The sequence below is a fragment of the Streptomyces sp. NPDC030798 genome (genome assembly GCF_055572275.1).
Genome location: NZ_JBVIDR010000001.1, coordinates 775,726 through 792,629, shown reverse-complemented (window position 1 = coordinate 792,629; position 16,904 = coordinate 775,726). Strand labels below are relative to the sequence as shown.

Below are 16,904 nucleotides of genomic sequence, written 5' to 3'. Positions count from 1 at the left end.
GCGTACGGGGAGTTCAGGGTGCTCAGGCGACCTTGCCGATGTCGGCCGCGGCCGGCTCCTTCGCCTTGAGCAGGCGCAGCTTCGGCGCGGCACCGGAGCGGCCGCCGCGGCTGTGCAGGGTGCGGGCCGCGAGGTCGCCGGCGAACTGGATGAGCGAGATGACGACGGCGAGGATCGCCACGGTGATCCACATCAGCTCGGTCTCGAAGCGCTGGTAGCCGTAGCGGACGGCGAGGTCGCCGAGGCCGCCGCCGCCGACCGTGCCGGCCATGGCGGAGTAGCCGATGAGGGCGATGACGGTGGTCGTCGTGCCGGCGATCAGGGAGGGCAGCGCCTCGGGGACGAGGACCTTGCGGACGATGGTCCAGGTGTTGCCGCCCATGGCCTGCACGGCCTCGACGAGACCGTGGTCCACTTCGCGGACGGCCGTCTCGACCAGGCGGGCGAAGAACGGGATGCCGCCGATGGCGAGCGGCACGATCGCGGCGGTGGTGCCGATGGTGGTGCCGGTGACCCAGCGGGTGAAGCTCATCAGGGCGACCATCAGGATGATGAACGGCATCGACCGGCCGATGTTCACGATCTGGCCGGTCACCTTGTTGGCGACGGCGTTCTGCAGCAGCCCGCCCCGGTCGGTGAGGACGAGGAGGATGCCGAGCGGAAGGCCGGCGGCGACGGCGACGAGGGTGGACCAGAGCACCATGTGGAAGGTCTCCGTACACGCCTGCGACAGCAGCGGCTGCATCTCGGACCAGGTCACTGGGCACCTTCCTTCACCAGCAGGGCCTCCTGGCCCACGACGTCGATCTGCAGCCCCTGTTCGCGCAGGAAGCCGACCGGCACCACGTTGTCCTCGTAGCGGCCGGGCAGTTCGATGCGCATGCGGCCGATCTGCAGTCCGCCGACGGTGTCGATGGCGGCGCCGAGGATCGAGATGTCGATGTTGTAGGTGCGTGAGAGCTGGGAGATGACCGGCTGGGCGGCCTCGCCCTGGAAGGTGACGTCGAGGACGGTGCGGTCGGTGCCCGTGGCCTCGCCGCCCACCGGGAAGAGGGCGGCGGCCAGTTCGGAGCCCGGGGTGGCCAGCAGCTCGCTGACCGTGCCGGACTCCACGATCCGGCCGCGCTCCATGAGGGCGGCGGAGTCGCAGACCGACTTCACGACGTCCATCTCGTGGGTGATGAGCAGGACGGTGAGGCCCAACTGCCGGTTCAGGTCGCGCAGGAGCTGGAGGATGGAGCGGGTGGTCTCGGGGTCGAGGGCGCTGGTGGCCTCGTCGGAGAGCAGCACCTCGGGGTCGCCGGCGAGGGCGCGGGCGATGCCGACGCGCTGCTTCTGGCCGCCGGAGAGCTGGGCGGGGTAGGCCTTGGCCTTGTCGGCGAGGCCGACCAGGTCGAGCAGTTCCAGCGCCTTGCGGGAGCGTTCCCTGCCGGACCGGCCGAGGATCTCCAGCGGCAGTTCGACGTTGTCCTGCACGGTGCGCGAGGACAGCAGGTTGAAGTGCTGGAAGACCATGCCGATGCGGCTGCGGGCGCGGCGCAGTTCCCGTCCGGCGCGCGGGCCGCGTCCGGCGAGCGCGGTGAGGTTCCGGCCGGCGACGGTCACCGTGCCGGCGGTGGGGCGTTCCAGCAGGTTGACGCAGCGGATCAGGGAGGACTTGCCGGCGCCGGACTGGCCGATGACGCCGTAGACCTCGCCTTCGCGGACATGGAGATCGACGCCGTCGAGGGCGGTGACCTCGCGGCCGCGGGAGCGGTAGACCTTGGTGAGGCCCGAGGTGGTGATCACGTGGGTTTCCGTCACTGTCGAGTGCGCGGGCGTGGGTGTGCCCGGGCACGGGTGCATGCATGGCATTCGGTCAGGGACGCGGCACGGTTCTCGCGGGCGCGAGGAACCGGGGAGAACGTCGTGTGCGCTGGGCGGCGTCGGTCCGCCCCGCCGCGGAGCGGGCGGGTGGACAGGCCACGGCTCTCGCTTCGGGGCGCGAGGCTCAGGTGGTGCGGGGGCCCTCTAGAAGGCGCACATTCGACACATACAGCGAGCACCGGGCGTCATGGTCGCCTCGGTCGCAGGGGTGCGGTTGCTCGTCGTGGTCATGCGATCAGTAAACCAGACGTACGGTGCTGACAGGCCGCCGCTGTCCGCATGCTGGACAGTCATGGACAGCCTCGGCCGGGACTCGGTCGCGGCGGGGAGATCATCACTCCGCCGTCGGTGGCCAGTGCCGACAGGGCCGACAGGTCGTTCATCACCATGTCGGCGTCCAGCTCCTCGGCGCGGTGGGTTGTGGCCAACGCCACGGTGGTCGTGCCGGCCGCCAGGCGCCGGGTGGTGCCGGGTGCCGGGTGCCGGGTGCCGGGCAGGAGCCGTACTCCGCCGTTCGGCACGCCGGCGACCTCGAGCTGCTCGGATCGTCACGACCTCGGCCCTCCGGCGTACGACGGGGTCGGCGGCGTCCCGGCCATTCCGCCGTAATAGGGTCGCTGCATGCTCAACGCCCTGACGCTGGTGACCGGAGTCGCCGCGCTGTTGCTCGCCGCCTGGTGCGGCTGGGCCGGCTACCGGGACCAGCCGACCAAGGACTGGCACTTCATCGGCATGGCCGTGGTGTCCCTGCTGGCCGTGGTCCAGCTCGTGGTCGGCATCGTGCAGCTGGCGCGGGGCGAGAAGCCGGAACAGGGCACGACGATCTTCGTCGCCTATCTGCTCGGCGCGTTCGCGTGCATTCCGGCGGCGGGCTTCATGTCGCTGGCCGAGCGCACGCGCTGGGGCTCGGTGACGGTGGCGGCCGGCTGTGTGGTGCTGGCCGTCCTCGAAGTGCGGCTCTACGACATCTGGGGAGGCTGAGGTGACGGCGGTGGAGGAGAAGCCGGCCCGGCTGATCAGCGGTCCGGGCATGCTGCTGGTCTGGTTCTACGGCGTGATGGTCGTCGGCGCGGTGTCACGCTCGGCGTACCAGATCGCGACGGACTTCGGCCGGGCACCGCTCGCCTACTCCCTGTCGGCGCTGGCGGGCCTGGTGTACGGCTTCATCACGTACACGCTGATCCGGGGCGGCGAGACCGCGCGCCGGGCGGCGCTGGTGTGCTGCGCCGCGGAGCTCGCGGGTGTGCTGATCGTGGGCACGTGGACGGTGGTCGAGCCGTCGGCCTTCCCGGACGCGACCGTGTGGTCGCAGTACGGCATGGGATACGTCTTCATCCCGGTGCTGCTGCCGCTGACGGCGCTGTACTGGCTGCGCAGGGCCGGCTCCCGCACCGCCCACCCGGCGGCCTGACCGGCGTCCGCACCGCGCCTCACAGCTCCCCCTCAAGAGCCATGGCCTCCTCCAGGTCGTCCAGGTCGCCTGGCCTCGTCGACGTCGACGGAGTCGGAGGTGAGGGTGTGGCGGCGGTTGTCGGGTCGGTCGGCTCGATGGAGCGCAGCAGATGCGTCACGCCCTCGTCGAGGCGTTCTCGTGTGCCGGTGCTCAGGTGCGGATGCGCCCGGCCGCCCGGGGCGGCCGGGCGGCGGCTCACGCGAAGGGGTCGACGGGCAGGCCGGCGTCGGGCGGCGCGATGCGGTCGGGCACGGTCGCCAGGTCGAACCGGGCCGGGTCCCACTCGCTCCCGTCCGGTGCGGCGGACTTGTCCTCGAAGGGGTTGCCCTCGTCCAGGGCTTTCAACCGGAGTTTGAGGTCCTCGGCCACGTCGGCCCCGATGGTGCGGGCCTGGCGCGCGGTCAGGTGCGGCGAGGCGGTCAGGGCGGCGACGAAGCCGGGCCAGAGCAGTCCCAGCCGCTCCCGCTTCGCCGCCGTGGCCGTACCGTCGGCGAGCACCGCCGCGAACTCGTCGCTGAAGGAGGCGATGCCCGGCAGGGCCGCCCAGTCGGGCCGGGTCTCGAGCCGTTCCACCTGGACGACGAAGAAGTCGTGTGCGCGGTACGGCTTGGCCACCACGGGGTCGGGTCCTTCGCGCAGCGACCCGCCCACCAGCCAGAGCCGGGCGGGGTCGACGGAGCCGGCCTCGGCGCCGATGCCGACGTGGAACCCGGCGCGCAGCGGGTTGTCGGCGAAGAAGCTGTCGCTCACGCCGAGCTGCAGGGTGGTGGCGTTCAGCCGCAGGATGTTCTCCACCGAGGACTTCACCAGGCTCACGACCTGTGTGGCGGCCTGCGGCACGACCCCGCTCAGGCCGGAGAACGACCCGACGGTGGACACCAGGGCCTGGGCGGCGTCGTCGCCGGGCACCGAGTACAGGCCGACGATCAGGTCGACGTCACCGCCGGTGAACGGGGTGGGCCCGGCCAGCCGGCTGTTGAGGACCAGGACCCGGTCCAGGTCCCCGGAGGCCAGTCCCTGGAGCTGACCGGGTCCGGCGACCGTGTGTTCCTCGGAGTCCGCCGTGGTGACCCAGCCGTGCACCATCGGGTACGTCTTGCGCCACAGGGTGCGGCTGCGGCCGAGGTACATCTCGGTCAGCCGGACGATCAGATACGCCTCGTCGGCCTCGATGACGGGACCGGACTCCCGGTCGGGCACCTGGTCGTCCGGCAGCCGCTGCCAGAACATCTGGGTGCCCTGCTTCCGGAACGTGTCTGCGAGGTTCATCGTCCTCCCGGGTTCGGACCGTCCGGAGGCGCGGGCGCATGCCACGTCGCGGACCAGACGGTGTGCGGTGCGGGCTCCGCCGGACGCCCGGACGCCCGGGACGCGGCCTCGGCGGAGGCGGAGTGCGGACCGGCGACGCCCGGGCGGGCCGCATCGGCGGTGGCCGGGGGCGGGTCTGCCGGGCCCGTGACGGCCAGGCTGCGCGCGAGCAGGGGGCGGCCGCGCCGGATGCCGTCGGGGTCGGGCAGGCGGTCCAGGGCGGTGACGGACCAGGTGTCCGGCAGTTCCGGGAACCGCCGACGCAGCCGGTCGGCGTGCAGGAACGCCTGCAGAGCGGCCTCGGGGTGCTCCTGCGTCGCGGCGTCCCGCCACGCGTAGTAGGCCATGCAGGCGACCAGCGGGTCGGCCGGTACGCCCCGGAGCAGGTCGTGGGGCAGCAGGTCGCGGGCGGGGTCGGCGGCGGCGATCAGCTCCCGGGTGGCGAACAGGGCCCGGGCGACGTGCAGTTCGCGCAGCAGTTCGGTGCCGGAGCCGGGACCGAGGTCGGCGAGCACCCGGCCGCCGCCGGCCGGCAGGAGGTGCTGGCCGAGGTCGACGGTGCCGTCGGGGCGCAGGACGAGGGTCACCACGGTGACGTGGTCCGGTGCGGTTGCGGCGGGGATGTCGAAGCGGCCGGTGTGCGGCGAGTCCACCCGCACGGTGAAGGCGGTCCCCGGCGGCTGGGCGGCGCCGAGGAGCACGCGCGGTCCGTCACCGGCCGGGGTGGCGAGCGCCGTCAGCGGCACCGGGATCCCGTCGGCGGGGCCGGTGGCCGTCCGGCAGGTCAGCGAGCGCAGCAGCGCGGACCGTTCCAGGTGCCATGCGTCGTCCTCCCCCTCCACCGCGAGGGCGACGCGCAGCCGGGCCGTGCCCCAGTCTCCCGGGTCGCCCGGCGCGCCGAGGGACGCGGGGCCGTAGGCGCCGAGCGCGCTGAGGACGGTCGCGGCCGTGAGGGTCGGGGGCAGGGCGGCCGGGGCGCCGAGGCCGGCCCGCAGCCGGTCCGTGAGCGGTGCCAGGGACCGCAGCAGCGGTGTGGACGGTGCCGTCGGCCGGACGGTCAGGGTGCGGCCGGGGGTGATCTCGGTGTCGACGGCGCTGATCTCCTCGGCCCCGAGGCGCAGTTCGACCCGGTAGAAGCCGGGCGGCAGCGGCCGGTCGAAGGTGCCGGTCGCCGTCTCGCGCACGCCGGGCGGTTCCAGGCTGCGCACCGTGATGACGGTGCGCGGATCGAGCGCGGTCACGTGTGCCCGGCCGGTGCCGACGGGGTCGCCGGTGTCACGGAGCATCATGCCGTCGCGGGCGAGGGCGACGCCCGGGCCGTTCTCCGGTTGCTGTTCCGGGAGGAGCTGACCGGGGACGACCACCCGCACGAGGGCGACCGTGTCCGTGCGTCCGTCGATCCACCGCGGCTCCGCAACGGCCGTGCCGCCGCGGGTGCGGGCGACGAGTTCGTAGCGCTGCGGCTCGACGAGCACCGCGTCGCCGCTCTTCACCGGGGGCCAGCGGGGGGCCGCCAGTTCGTTGCGCTGCCGGGCCAGGTGCACCTGCGTGGATGCGGCGGCGTGTTCCGGCTCGATGACGACGGTCAGCGAACCGCGCGGCGGCTCGACGCCGGTCAGCAGCGCCCCGGGCGAGGGGTCGGCCACGTCCAGCTCGGGCAGCCGGTAGCTGCGCTGCCACCGGGGCTGGTCCCGCAGGCGCCCGGCCGCCTCGGCGCGCAGGTGGTCGCGCAGGGACTCCATGGTGACGACGTAGTCGCCGTGGTCGTCGGACCAGGTGGCGGCCGCGCTGGCGGGAGTCAGGGCGCGCAGCAGGTCGCCGGTGAAGACACCGAGCCCGTTCTTGACGCCCTGCGCGATGCCGCCGGGGGCCACGGCGTGCAGTGTGGCCTGCGCGTTCGGCGGGCCGGACGGCTGAGGGCCGGCGGGCCAGCCGAGCGGCGGCACGTTGGCCGGTTCCTCGTCGAGGGCGAGGTCGCGGCAGGCGTCGACGAAGAGGTACTGCTCGGGCGGGCCCGCCCGGCGCAGCCGGGAGCGCAGTTCGTCGAGGTGGAGCAGCAGGTGGGCGTCGCGCGCCGGGTCCTCGACGTCCACGGGGAGCAGGGCGGTGCAGTAGACGGCGCGGGCGGCGTCGACGGGGGCGAGCAGCCCGTGGCCGGAGAAGTAGAACACCAGCCGGTCCAGTCCGCGCCAGTCGTCGTAGACGGATTTCAGCTCGGCGCCGAGCCGGTGCCGGGTGGCTTCCTCGTCGCGCAGCAGGCGGATCTCCGGCGGCCGGGCGAGCCCGAGGTCGACCAGGCGGTCGGCGAAGGCTTCGGCGTCACTGACCGCGCTGGTCAGCGGCTTGTGGGCGTAGGTGTCGATACCGACGACGATGGCTCTGGTTCTCAATGCGGCTCCGCCGGGCGGGTCTGGTCCGGTGTCTGCGCGTCCCGTCCGCAGGTGAGGACGAACGGTGCCCGCTGCAGCGGCAGGTCGCCCGCGTCCAGGGCGGCCCGCTGGGCCGCGCGCAGGGCCCGGGGCTTGCTCAGGCCCTCCCGGATGCCCTGGTGGAAGGCGTGCATCAGGCGGGCGGTGGACTCGTCCTCGGCCTTCCCGTGCCGGTCCGCTGTCAGGGCGTGACGGGTCCGGGTGATGAGGGCGGCCGGCTCCTCGGCCTCGTCGGCGCCGGACGGCGCGCCGGCGAGCAGCGCCCGCGGCACGGCGTCCGCCTCGGTCGGGGCCGCCCGGTGGCCGGGGGCGTCGGCCTCCTCGCCGTGCAGCCGGGGGAGGCCGATCCAGATCTGCCCCACGGTGAGCAGGTCGGTGGCCGTCTCGAACGGGTACCTGCCGCCGGCGGCCCGCCTGCCGGCGCGCGGCACTTCGGCCGCCTCGGCGTACCGCTGCAGCAGCTTCTCGTCGGGGGCGCCCCGTAAGAGGGCCCTCACCGCGTCCAGGTCCGGCAACGGGCTGTCGGTCGCCACCGCGTCCCCCCATTCGCTCCGGTCCCATGGTGGCACGAAAGCGCACGGAGGTAAGGGAGTTGATCCGCGATCGGGTGCGGGGACGCGGGGTCCCCGCACGCCGGTACGGCGTCAGGCGGTCGCCGCGTACGAGCCGGTGGGGACCTGCTTCTCCAGGACGATCATCTCCACGCCGTCGGCGCCCTTGGAGCGACCCACCGCCTGGTAGCCCACGCGCCGGTACAGCCGCAGGTTGCCCTCGCTGCGGTGGCCGGTGTGCAGGCGGAAGCGGGTGGCGCCGCGCTGTTCGGCGAGGGCGGTCTCGGCGGCGCGGAGCAGCCGGGCGCCGATGCCGTGGCCCTGCAGGCGGGGGTGGACGCACAGCTTGCCGATGGCGGCGGCGCCGTCCTCGGTCACCTTGCCGCGCACCGAGCCGACCACCTCGTCGCCGAGCCGGGCGACGAAGACGCAGTCGGCGGCGACCTCCTGGCGGACGGAGTCGAGGCTCTGGACGAGCGGATCGATGCGGTAGTTGCCGTACAGCGCCGCCTCGCTCTGGAAGCAGAGGTACTGGAGCCTGAAGATCTGCTCCGCGTCGTGCTCGGTCGCCCCCGAGATGGTCACGCTCATGCCCATGTGCGCATGCCTCCCGCTCACCTGATCACCGGTCGTCCCTCACTCCTATCCCCGCCCTTCGCGGGCCGCAACCTCCGGTGTGAGCAAACGTCGCAGACATCCCAGACATCTGGAGCGTTCCGGTCCCAGACTGCCCTGTGAGATACCCAACTCCCCCGCGATCTCCCGGTATGTCAGGTCCTTCGGCGAGAGCAGCGCCTCCAGCAGGCCGGGGCAGCGGCCGGGCAGCCGGCGCACCGCCTCGCGCAGGGCGCGGTACCGGGCGGCGGCGAGGGCGGCCTGCTCGGGGCCGGGCCGGGCCTCGTCGGCCGGCTCGACGCCGTACGGCCGTTCGAGACGGGTGGTACGGCGGCTGCGGCGCGCCTCGGCCCGGACCGCCTTGCGCAGCCAGTCCTGCGGGTCCGGCGGGGGCCCGTCGGCGCGCAGACGCTCCAGCAGGCGGAGCCAGACGGCCTGCTCCAAGTCGCCCGGTTCGCTCCCGGAGGCAGGCGCCTCGGCACTGGCTTCGGCGGTGAGCAGGGGCCGCAGGGCGGCTACCAGGTCGTGCGTCATGTGCGGAACGACGCGCCGCCCCGGCGGCGGGTTGCCGGGGCGGCACGGAGTGAGCCCGAACGAGGTGCGGCGGGCCGAACGGTTGACGAGGGCTCAGCGGGTCAGGAAGTCGGCGCGGGCGAGCAGGCCGGTGTCGGCGTTGTCGGTGAAGACGCCGTCGATGCCGGTCGCGAAGTAGGTCCGGTAGGCGCCGAACACGTCGCCGTAGGCGTCCGCCGCACTGCCCTTGCGGTACTCGGCCGGCAGGAACGGGTTCTCGTTGCGCATGGTGTACGGGTGCAGCACGAGGCCCGCCTTGTGCGCGTCGGCGACCAGGGTGGTCGGCGTGCCGAGGGTGCCGTCGGCCTTCTTGGGGATGACCAGGTCCAGCGTCGGGCCGATGCCCTGGGCGTAGCCGGCGATCTCCCGCAGGCCCCCGGGTGTGATCAGGTCGGCGACGGTGCGCGGGTCGCCGGCCTCGACGAAGTCGTAGGGGCGGCTGTCGGCCGAGGAGAGCAGCACGACGAGCGGGTTGTCCACGAGCCGGTTCAGCCTCTGGATGCTGGTCGGCTCGAAGGACTGCACGATGACCGGCGCGTCGCGGCCGTCCTTGCCGTGCCTGCGCAGCAGCTTCGCCACCCGCTCCTCCAGGCCGAGGCCCAGCTTGCGGAAGTAGGTGGGGTGCTTGGTCTCGGGGTAGATCCAGACCTGCCTCCCGCGCCTGCGGGTCTGCTCGTCCTGCCACTTCAGGACCTCTTCGAAGGTGGGGATCTCCCAGCGCCCGTTGTAGAGGGTGTTGTGCGGCCGGTTGGCCGGGATGCGCTCGACGGCACGCAGCGTCTTCAGCTCGGCGAGCGTGAAGTCCTCGGTGAACCAGCCGGTGGTGGGGACGCCGTCGAGGACCTTGGTGGTCTTGCGGTCCGCGAACTCCGGGTGCGCGGCCACGTCGGTGGTGCCGCCGATCTCCGGCTCGTGCCGGCAGACGAGGTGGCCGTCCTTGGTGGGCACCAGGTCGCCGGCCTCCACGACGTCGGCACCGAGGTCGAGGGCCAGGTCGTACGAGCCGAAGGTGTGCTCGGGACGGTAGCCGGCGGTGCCCCGGTGGCCGATGATCGTCGGCACCGGGAGGCTCTTCAGCCCGCGGCCCCCGTGCCCGCCCGCTCCGGCTGCCCGGGCTCCGGCGGCAGTGGCGGTGCCGGGCAGTCCGAGGACCGCTCCGCCCGCGCCGAGCACCGCGGCGCCGAGGAGCGCCCGCCGTCCGGTTCCCTGCGTCTGCTCGTTCGCCCGGTCGCTGTCCATGCGCGCCCTCCTGCCGTCGGGTGTTCGGTGCGGGCCGATCGTAGGGGCGTTCGGATGACCGGCGGGAGACCTCGGTTCGAACACCCGGGTGACGCCGGATGTCCGGTGCGGGACGCGATGTGACGGCCCGTCGGCGCCGCCGGGCGGCCGGGGCGGCACCGGCCTCGCGCGATGTCCGTCACACCGCCGCCCGGGCGTCACCGGCGCCACCGCAGGTAAACCAGCGTCAACAGTACGTAAGACATCGGTGAACCGGGCGAACCCGATGTGCGCTTCCCCCGGAGCCGCGAGTAATGTCCTCACCTGCACAGACTCATACCGACCCCTCTCGACGCCGGAGGACCCGTTGTCCCGCTTCGCGCTCATCAAGGCAGTGCTCGGACCGATCATGCGCCTGATGTTCCGCCCACAGGTGGAGGGCGTGGAGCACATCCCGGGGGACGGACCCGTCATCCTCGCGGGCAACCACCTCACGTTCATCGACTCGATCGTGCTGCCCCTCGTCACCAAGCGGCAGGTCTTCTTCATCGGCAAGGACGAGTACGTCACCGGCAAGGGCGTCAAGGGCCGGCTGATGGCGTGGTTCTTCACCGGCGTCGGGATGATCCCGGTCGACCGGGACGGGGCGAGCGGGGGCGTGGCCGCGCTGATGACCGGGCGGCGGATCCTCGAGGAGGGGAAGATCTTCGGGATCTACCCCGAGGGCACCCGGTCGCCCGACGGCCGGCTGTACCGGGGGCGCACCGGCATCGCCCGGCTGACGCTGATGACCGGGGCGCCGGTGGTGCCGTTCGCGATGATCGGGACGGACAAGCTGCAGCCGGGCGGGCGGGGGATTCCGCGCCCGGGGCGCGTGACGGTGCGGTTCGGTGAGGCCCTGGAGTTCTCCCGGTACGACGGGATGGACCGGGACCGGTATGTGCTGCGGGCGGTGACCGACTCCGTGATGGCCGAGGTCATGCGGCTGTCCGGCCAGGAGTACGTGGACATGTACGCCACGAAGGCCAAGGCCGCCTGAGCGCCGCCGGCCGGCTCTGCTCAGTCGGCGCCTTCCAGCTTCTGTTCCTTCAGCAGGAACCACGCCGCCGTCGCCGTCGCCAGGAGGACTGCCGCTCCCGCGCCCGAGGCCAGGTGCAGGCCGTGGACGAAGGCCTCGCGGGCCGCGGTGAGCATCTGGCCGGCCGTGTGGGGCGGCATGGTGTGTGCGGCCTCCACCGCGGCGCCCAGTGACTCGTGCGCGCTGGGCGGGGTGCCGGTGGGGCCGGCGAAGTCGCGGTAGGCGCCGGTGACGATGGAGCCGAGGAGGGCGATGCCCAGGGCGGCGCCCAGTTCGTAGGCCGTTTCCGAGACCGCCGACGCCGCGCCCGCCTGGTCCTTCGGCACGCCGGCCAGGATCACGTCGGCGGTGACCGTGAAGGAGAAGCCGGCGCCGATGCCCACGACGAGGAGGGCGGCGCCGAGGACCGGGTAGCCCGTCGACGCGTTCAGCGTGGTGAGCACGGCCAGGGACAGGCCGACCGCCGCCAGGCCGCCCGAGACCACCGCCCGGACCGAGAAGCGGCGCGCCGCGCGGCCCGCGACCAGGCCCGCCGCCACCGCGCCCACGGCGGCGGGGAGTTCGGCCAGGCCCGCCTCGAAGGGGTGCCTTCCCTGAACGAGTTGCAGGTACTGGGAGAGGAAGAACACCAGCCCCGACATGCCGAGCACGGTCAGCAGGTCGGCGAGGACCGCCCCGCTGAAGCCCCGGCGCCGGAACAGGCGCACGTCCAGCAGCGGGACCGGCAGCGTGAGCTGGCGGCGGACGAACCCGTACAGGGCGGCGGCGCCGAGCAGGCCCGTGACGAGCACCGGCCAGGTCGGGCCGTGGGCGGCGGCCTCCTTCACCGCGTACACGACGGCGATCATGCCGACGAGCGACAGCAGCACGCCGACCAGGTCCCAGGGGCCCGGGTGCGGGTTGCGGGACTCGGGCAGAGTGCGGATGCCGACGAGGACCAGCACCGCCATCACCGGCAGGTTGATCAGGAAGACCGAGCCCCACCAGAAGTGCTCCAGGAGGAAGCCTCCCGCGATCGGGCCGACGGCCGTGCCGGCGGAGGCCGTCGCGCCCCAGATGCCGACGGCGAGGCTGCGCTCGCGCGGGTCGTGGAACAGGTTGCGGATCAGGGCGAGGGTGGCGGGCATCAGGGTGGCGCCCGCGACACCGAGCAGTGCGCGCGCCAGGATCATCAGCTCCGGTGTGCTCGCGTAGGCGTTGAGCACCGAGATGGCACCGAACGCCGTGGCGCCGCCGAGCAGGATCCGCTTTCGGCCGATGCGGTCGCCGAGGCTGCCCATGGACACCAGCAGACCGGCGATGACGAAGGAGTAGACGTCGCCGATCCACAGCAGCTGGGTGCCGGAGGGGTCGAGGTCTTCGCTGATGTAGGGGGTCGCGAGGCCGAGGACGGTGGCGTCGACGGCCACCAGCAGCACGGCCAGGACGAGGACCGAGAGCGCGAGCCAGCGGCCCGGGCGCTTCTCCGCCTCCGCCACGCGGGCCGGCTGCAGGGTGCTGGTCATGATTCCTCTCGCTTCTTAGGCGTTCGTAGGTCGTGGCGGACGCGTGCGTGCGTCGCCGGTGCGCGGTACGCCGTGGCTCATGCGGGCGTGCGGCGTGCGCCGCCGAGCAGCAGCTCGACGATCATGTAGGTGAAGTCCTTGGCGGCCACCCGGCCCTCCGCCACCGCCCAGGCGCCGGAGGCCAGCAGGCCGTACAGCGCCTCGGTGAGCCAGGCCGGGGTCAGGTCGATGCGGAACTCGCCGCTCTCCTGGCCGCGCCGGAACAGGGCCGTGAGCCGTACGTCGATGCGGGCCCAGCCCTCGTTCTGCCCCTCGCCCTCGAAGAGCTGGTTCTCGGTGTAGAGGAAGGCGAGCAGGCCGGCCGCGGGCTCGATGGCGCGGACCAGGCGGTGGACGGCCTCGCCCGCCGGGCCCTCGTCCAGCCGGGCGGTGTCCAGCGCCGCCTCGCACTCGGCGATGCCGAGCGCCTCCAGGGCGCGGACCAGCGCGTCCCGTCCGGCGAAGTGGCGGTGCAGCGTGGCCCGGCTGATCCCGGCGGCCTTGGCGACCTCGTCCATCGTCGCGGTCGACTTGCGGGTCAGCAGGGCGGCTGCGCTGCGCAGCACATGGTCACGATCCAAGGGCATGAGACAAGCATAGCCCATGTGAGACATTGATGTCTCACAATAGGCGTACGTGACTCAGCGCCGCTGGTCGGCGGAGGGTTGCGTCAGTGCCAGGGCAGCTGTCCGCGCCGCTCCCAGTACGCGCGCGGGTCCTCCACCAGTGCGGCGAGACGGGTGAGCTGGTCGTCGTCGAGGTCCACGACGGCCGCGTGCAGGTTGGAGGCGAGCTGGCCGACGGTCGCCGCGCCGGAGAGGACCACCCCGACCCAGGGCCGGCGCAGGATCACGGCGAGGGCCACGGCGTCGCAGCCGAGAGAGGTCTCCTCGGCGACGGCCTTCAGCGCGTCCGGGGCGTGGGGCGCGGCCAGCCGGCCGTTGGCCATGCCCTCCTTGACGATCACGGTCAGCCCGGCCTCGTGCGCCTCGGCGAGGGCGGTGCCGGCCGAGGTCTCGAGGGCGTTGTACGTCGACTGGACCGTGCGGAAGAGGGGCTCGCCGTCGACGGTGACCTCGAGCGCGGCGCGGATCGCGTCGGCCTGGGCGGGGCCGCTGGTGGAGAAGCCGATGGTCAGGCCCCCTGCGGCGGCCTCGGCGAGGCGCGCGTGGAGTTCCTTGTCGGTGAGGGCCGGGCTGTCCGGGGTCACCGAGTGGATCTGGTACAGATCCAGCCGCTCGCCGAGGAGGGCGTCGGTCTCGGCGCGCTGGCGCTCGTAGGTCGCCAGACCGTGGTCCTTGACCTCGTGCTGTTCGGCGTCGGCGGACCAGCCGGCGGTGTAGGTGTAGCCCCACTTGCTGCCGACGACCACGTCGTCGACGTCCGGGCGGGCCTTCAGCCAGTCGGCGAGGAACTCCTCCGAACGGCCGTAGGATCGGGCCACGTCGACGTACCGCACGCCCTGGGCGTAGGCGGCGTCGAGGAGTTCGTGGGTGCGGGCGCGCAGCGCGTCCACGGTGCGGTCGGCCGGGAGGTCGTCCTCCCGGCCGAGGTTGATGTAGCCCGGCCGGCCGACGGCGGCCAGACCGAGTCCGAGGTGCGCGGTGGGCGTGGTCGCGGCGGCCAGGCGGCTGAACGGCATGGGGGGCTCCCTGCGCGATCGGCTGAGGGGGTGTCCCGCACCAATCTACCCAGCTCGCGGCGGTTCAGCCCGCGCTGACGCAGCGTGGCACGAAGGCGGGGTCGGCCGGCCCCCGGCGGCCCAGGGCGTTCAGCACCCACTGCTCGACCAGCGGGGACTTGGGCGCCTGGTCGTGCTCGGTGAGGTCGAGCGGGCAGCGGTCCTGCAGCAGCACGTCGGTGACATGGGAGGCGGGGCCGTCGAGGAAGGCGCTGGTGTACGGCACCACGACCTCGTCGAACCTGGTCGCGACGACCGTGTAGTCGGGCCCGCCCGGCGCCTCCGGGTCGGAGTTGAGTTTCTGCAGGAAGTCCGAGCCGGCGGTCTGGTCGACGCACGAGGGGCACACGGTGGCGCCGGCCGCGAGGGCGAGCGGGTTGGTGGTGCCGTGGTTGGAGGGCACGATGCCGACCAGGTCGTCGACCAGGGCGCCGCCGCCGAGAAACTTGACGTAGTAGCGGGGCATCATGCCGCCCTGGCTGTGCCCGACGATGTCGACCTTGCCGGCGCCGGTCGCGCCGAGCACGGCGGCCACGAAGTCGCGCAGCTCGGCCGCCGAGTCCGGGATCGGGGCGGTCTCCAGATCGCCGTAGTCGAAGGAGAAGACGCAGTATCCGGCCCGGGCGAGCGCGGGTGACAGGGTCAGCCAGTTCTCGTACGAGGTCTTGAAGGTGCCGTTGACCAGGACGACGGGCTGGGGATGTGCCGAGTCGGGCTTGCAGGACCAGTCGTTGGCGCCGGGCGGCGGGGTGTCGGCGGCGCTCGCGGGGGCCGTGAGGCCGAGGGCGCAGAGCGCGGCCGCCGCGGTGACGGCGAGGAGGCGGGCTGTCCGTCGTGTTCGTGCGGCGCGCATGGCGTCCCTTTCGTGCGGGGGCGGTGATCGACCGGCGTTCGGCCATGCCGACCGGTAAGCGGAATAGTTACCTCCGGGTAGACGTGCGTCAAGGTTTCGGCCACTGGCCGAATCCCATCCGTTATCGGAGCGGGCGGCACCGGCCGGGCAGCACACAGGGCCCGGACGGGATGTCCGGGCCCTGTCGGGCGGTGGGTGGAGCGGCTGCTTACGCCTGCCTGGCCGTGGCCCAGGCGTGCTGGGCCGCCACGTCGGCCTTGACCTCGGCCAACTGGACTGCGACCGCGCTGGGTGCCGTGCCGCCGCGGCCGCTGCGGGAGGCGAGGGCGCCCGGGACGTTGAGGACCGAGCGGACCTCCGGGGTGAGATGGGCGGAGATCTTGGCGAACTGCTCGTCGGTCAGCTCGTCCAGCTCCTTGCCCTCGGCCTCGGCGACCTTCACGCACTCCCCCGCGACCTCGTGGGCCACGCGGAACGGCACGCCCTGCTTGACCAGCCACTCGGCGACGTCCGTGGCGAGCGAGAAGCCGGCCGGGGCCAGCTCCTCCATGCGCTCGCGGTGCACGGTGAGGGTCGCCATCATGCCGGTGAAGGCCGGGAGCAGGACCTCGAGCTGGTCGCAGGAGTCGAAGACCGGCTCCTTGTCCTCCTGGAGGTCACGGTTGTAGGCGAGGGGCAGGGCCTTCAGGGTCGCCATCAGCCCGGTCAGGTTGCCGATCAGTCGGCCGGACTTGCCGCGGGCCAGCTCGGCGATGTCCGGGTTCTTCTTCTGCGGCATGATCGACGAACCGGTGGAGAACGCGTCGTGCAGGGTCACGAAGGAGAACTCCTTCGTGTTCCAGATGATGACCTCCTCGGCGATCCGGGAGAGGTTGACGCCGATCATCGCGGTGATGAAGGCGAACTCGGCGACGAAGTCCCGGGAGGCCGTGCCGTCGATCGAGTTGCCGACGCTGCCGTGCTCGAAGCCGAGATCCTGCGCGACCGCCTCCGGGTCCAGGCCGAGGGAGGAGCCCGCCAGGGCGCCGGAGCCGTACGGGGACACGGCCGTGCGCTCGTCCCACTGGCGCAGTCGCTCGGCGTCCCGGGACAGCGCCTGGGCGTGCGCCAGGACGTGGTGGGCGAAGAGCACCGGCTGGGCGTGCTGGAGGTGGGTGCGGCCGGGCATCGCCACGTCCGGGTGGGCCTCCGCCAGGCCGATCAGGGCGTCCTGGAGGTCGGCGATCAGGCCGCCGATGATCCGGGCGTGGTCGCGCAGGTACATCCGGAAGAGGGTCGCCACCTGGTCGTTGCGGGAGCGGCCGGCGCGCAGCTTGCCGCCGAGGTCCGGGCCCAGGCGTTCCAGGAGACCCCGCTCCAGGGCCGTGTGGACGTCCTCGTCGGCGATCGTGCCCACGAAGGAACCGTCCGCGACGTCCGCCTCGAGCTGGTCGAGCCCGGCGATCATCCGGCTCAGCTCGTCGTCCGTGAGCAGGCCCGCCTTGTTCAGCACGCGCGCGTGGGCACGGGAGCCGGCGATGTCGTAGGGCGCGAGCCGCCAGTCGAAGTGGACGGACGCGGACAGCTTCGCCAGGGCCTCGGCGGGACCGTCGGCGAAACGGCCGCCCCAGAGCCGTACGTCACCGCTGTTGCTGCTCACTTGCGTCGCTCCTCGGGAGATCGTCATGTGCGACCGCCTCCCCACTGTTCGGAAGTGAGGAGGCGGTTGTCAGGCTAGTGCGTGTGAGGTGAACCG

Annotated in this window: 17 protein-coding genes and 1 pseudogene; 3 read left to right on the top strand and 15 right to left on the bottom strand. The window is 73.0% G+C overall.

What is annotated here, in order from left to right:
* Window positions 1-22 precede the first annotated feature (22 nt).
* The 3 genes and pseudogenes from ACZ404_RS03675 to ACZ404_RS03665 form a co-directional block, all read right to left on the bottom strand.
* Window positions 23-760 carry a methionine ABC transporter permease gene (locus ACZ404_RS03675; protein WP_468435627.1) on the bottom strand — a complete coding sequence of 246 codons (738 nt, stop codon included), beginning with the start codon at window positions 758-760 and terminating at the stop codon, window positions 23-25.
* Window positions 757-1,788 (bottom strand): methionine ABC transporter ATP-binding protein, encoded by a 1,032-nt coding sequence (locus ACZ404_RS03670; RefSeq protein ID WP_468435626.1) that lies wholly within the window; start codon window positions 1,786-1,788, stop codon window positions 757-759. The genes ACZ404_RS03675 and ACZ404_RS03670 overlap by 4 nt, the downstream gene beginning before the upstream one ends.
* A gap of 368 nt (window positions 1,789-2,156) precedes the next feature.
* Window positions 2,157-2,414, bottom strand: a pseudogene (locus ACZ404_RS03665) (hypothetical protein); the annotation flags it as partial.
* Between the two features lie 73 nt (window positions 2,415-2,487).
* Here ACZ404_RS03665 and ACZ404_RS03660 point away from each other — a divergent pair.
* A complete protein-coding gene (locus ACZ404_RS03660; protein ID WP_468435625.1) occupies window positions 2,488-2,847 on the top strand; it encodes a hypothetical protein in 360 nt (119 codons plus the stop codon).
* A 1-nt stretch (window position 2,848) separates the two neighbouring features.
* The gene (locus ACZ404_RS03655) at window positions 2,849-3,277 is read left to right on the top strand and encodes a hypothetical protein (protein ID WP_468435624.1); all 429 of its coding nucleotides are present in this window, start codon (window positions 2,849-2,851) and stop codon (window positions 3,275-3,277) included.
* 19 nt (window positions 3,278-3,296) lie between these two features.
* Here the strand turns inward: ACZ404_RS03655 and ACZ404_RS03650 are convergent, their stop codons facing one another.
* The 7 genes from ACZ404_RS03650 to ACZ404_RS03620 all read right to left on the bottom strand — a co-directional run bounded on the left by ACZ404_RS03650 (window position 3,297) and on the right by ACZ404_RS03620 (window position 10,034).
* The gene (locus ACZ404_RS03650) at window positions 3,297-3,518 is read right to left on the bottom strand and encodes a hypothetical protein (protein ID WP_468435623.1); all 222 of its coding nucleotides are present in this window, start codon (window positions 3,516-3,518) and stop codon (window positions 3,297-3,299) included.
* Window positions 3,515-4,588: a hypothetical protein gene (locus ACZ404_RS03645; protein WP_468435622.1), complete on the bottom strand. Its 1,074-nt coding sequence runs from the start codon at window positions 4,586-4,588 to the stop codon at window positions 3,515-3,517. The genes ACZ404_RS03650 and ACZ404_RS03645 overlap by 4 nt, the downstream gene beginning before the upstream one ends.
* Window positions 4,585-7,017, bottom strand: a complete 2,433-nt coding sequence (locus ACZ404_RS03640; RefSeq protein ID WP_468435621.1) for a caspase family protein — start codon at window positions 7,015-7,017, stop codon at window positions 4,585-4,587. The genes ACZ404_RS03645 and ACZ404_RS03640 overlap by 4 nt, the downstream gene beginning before the upstream one ends.
* Window positions 7,014-7,589 carry a hypothetical protein gene (locus ACZ404_RS03635; RefSeq protein ID WP_468435620.1) on the bottom strand — a complete coding sequence of 192 codons (576 nt, stop codon included), beginning with the start codon at window positions 7,587-7,589 and terminating at the stop codon, window positions 7,014-7,016. The genes ACZ404_RS03640 and ACZ404_RS03635 overlap by 4 nt, the downstream gene beginning before the upstream one ends.
* Before the next feature lie 111 nt (window positions 7,590-7,700).
* Entirely contained in the window at window positions 7,701-8,204 is a 504-nt protein-coding gene (locus ACZ404_RS03630; RefSeq protein WP_468435619.1) for a GNAT family N-acetyltransferase, read from the bottom strand.
* A 45-nt stretch (window positions 8,205-8,249) separates the two neighbouring features.
* Entirely contained in the window at window positions 8,250-8,756 is a 507-nt protein-coding gene (locus ACZ404_RS03625) for an RNA polymerase sigma factor (protein ID WP_468435618.1), read from the bottom strand.
* Window positions 8,757-8,849: 93 nt separating this feature from the next.
* Entirely contained in the window at window positions 8,850-10,034 is a 1,185-nt protein-coding gene (locus ACZ404_RS03620) for a glycerophosphodiester phosphodiesterase (protein ID WP_468435617.1), read from the bottom strand.
* Window positions 10,035-10,299: 265 nt separating this feature from the next.
* Between ACZ404_RS03620 and ACZ404_RS03615 the strand changes: the two genes are divergently transcribed.
* Window positions 10,300-11,052, top strand: a complete 753-nt coding sequence (locus ACZ404_RS03615; RefSeq protein WP_468435616.1) for a lysophospholipid acyltransferase family protein — start codon at window positions 10,300-10,302, stop codon at window positions 11,050-11,052.
* Between the two features lie 20 nt (window positions 11,053-11,072).
* On the opposite strand, the gene ACZ404_RS03610 is transcribed toward ACZ404_RS03615, so the two are convergent.
* The 5 genes from ACZ404_RS03610 to argH all read right to left on the bottom strand — a co-directional run bounded on the left by ACZ404_RS03610 (window position 11,073) and on the right by argH (window position 16,808).
* Window positions 11,073-12,596 (bottom strand): MFS transporter, encoded by a 1,524-nt coding sequence (locus tag ACZ404_RS03610; RefSeq protein ID WP_468435615.1) that lies wholly within the window; start codon window positions 12,594-12,596, stop codon window positions 11,073-11,075.
* A 77-nt stretch (window positions 12,597-12,673) separates the two neighbouring features.
* Window positions 12,674-13,222 (bottom strand): TetR/AcrR family transcriptional regulator, encoded by a 549-nt coding sequence (locus ACZ404_RS03605; protein WP_468435614.1) that lies wholly within the window; start codon window positions 13,220-13,222, stop codon window positions 12,674-12,676.
* A gap of 83 nt (window positions 13,223-13,305) precedes the next feature.
* The gene (locus tag ACZ404_RS03600) at window positions 13,306-14,277 is read right to left on the bottom strand and encodes an aldo/keto reductase (RefSeq protein ID WP_468435613.1); all 972 of its coding nucleotides are present in this window, start codon (window positions 14,275-14,277) and stop codon (window positions 13,306-13,308) included.
* 64 nt (window positions 14,278-14,341) lie between these two features.
* Window positions 14,342-15,169: an alpha/beta fold hydrolase gene (locus ACZ404_RS03595; RefSeq protein WP_468435612.1), complete on the bottom strand. Its 828-nt coding sequence runs from the start codon at window positions 15,167-15,169 to the stop codon at window positions 14,342-14,344.
* A 208-nt stretch (window positions 15,170-15,377) separates the two neighbouring features.
* Entirely contained in the window at window positions 15,378-16,808 is a 1,431-nt protein-coding gene (gene argH, locus ACZ404_RS03590) for an argininosuccinate lyase (RefSeq protein ID WP_468435611.1), read from the bottom strand.
* Window positions 16,809-16,904: the final 96 nt, after the last annotated feature.

Excerpts from the sequence above, each read along its gene's own strand:
- ACZ404_RS03660 (WP_468435625.1), top strand. The coding sequence starts at position 2,488 with ATGCTCAACGCCCTGACGCTGGTGACCGGAGTCGCCGCGCTGTTGCTC.
- ACZ404_RS03645 (WP_468435622.1), bottom strand. The coding sequence starts at position 4,588 with ATGAACCTCGCAGACACGTTCCGGAAGCAGGGCACCCAGATGTTCTGG.
- ACZ404_RS03630 (WP_468435619.1), bottom strand. The coding sequence starts at position 8,204 with ATGGGCATGAGCGTGACCATCTCGGGGGCGACCGAGCACGACGCGGAG.
- ACZ404_RS03625 (WP_468435618.1), bottom strand. The coding sequence starts at position 8,756 with ATGACGCACGACCTGGTAGCCGCCCTGCGGCCCCTGCTCACCGCCGAA.
- ACZ404_RS03620 (WP_468435617.1), bottom strand. The coding sequence starts at position 10,034 with ATGGACAGCGACCGGGCGAACGAGCAGACGCAGGGAACCGGACGGCGG.
- ACZ404_RS03615 (WP_468435616.1), top strand. The coding sequence starts at position 10,300 with ATGTGCGCTTCCCCCGGAGCCGCGAGTAATGTCCTCACCTGCACAGAC.
- ACZ404_RS03610 (WP_468435615.1), bottom strand. The coding sequence starts at position 12,596 with ATGACCAGCACCCTGCAGCCGGCCCGCGTGGCGGAGGCGGAGAAGCGC.
- ACZ404_RS03605 (WP_468435614.1), bottom strand. The coding sequence starts at position 13,222 with ATGCCCTTGGATCGTGACCATGTGCTGCGCAGCGCAGCCGCCCTGCTG.
- ACZ404_RS03600 (WP_468435613.1), bottom strand. The coding sequence starts at position 14,277 with ATGCCGTTCAGCCGCCTGGCCGCCGCGACCACGCCCACCGCGCACCTC.
- ACZ404_RS03595 (WP_468435612.1), bottom strand. The coding sequence starts at position 15,169 with ATGCGCGCCGCACGAACACGACGGACAGCCCGCCTCCTCGCCGTCACC.